The following is a 298-nucleotide window of genomic DNA, read 5'->3' as shown; positions in this document are numbered from 1 at the left end:
CTTCACGCCATCGCCGGTGGCGACGGCCGGAGCGCTTTCACCCTTCCAGTCGACGCCCAGGACGTCCTTGGCGACGCCTTGCGAGACCAGAGCGTCGGCGACGGCCTTAGCGCGGCGTTCCGACAGCTTGATGTTGTACTTCGGCGAGCCCGAGGTGTCGGTGTGGCCGACGACGATGATCTTCGTCGCCTTGCCATCGCTGGCGTACTTCGCGGCTTCCGTGACCACCGATTGCGCTTCCGGCGTCAGGACCGATTGGTCGAACGGGAAGTACACGATGAACTCACGGGCCTCGTAC

The 298-nt window shown here is 64.8% G+C and carries 1 protein-coding gene; it reads right to left on the bottom strand.

Going from position 1 to position 298, the window contains the following annotated elements; genetic code table 11:
* Positions 1–298, bottom strand: a 298-nt coding sequence (locus AX690_RS04295) for an OmpA family protein (RefSeq protein WP_231732117.1), incomplete at both ends; no start/stop codon positions are given.

Origin of the sequence: Caulobacter sp. CCH9-E1, from assembly GCF_001556515.1 — a bacterium.
Classification (GTDB): domain Bacteria; phylum Pseudomonadota; class Alphaproteobacteria; order Caulobacterales; family Caulobacteraceae; genus Caulobacter.
Note: the sequence above shows the minus strand (reverse complement) of the source record. Positions and strands in the feature narration are given on the sequence as shown.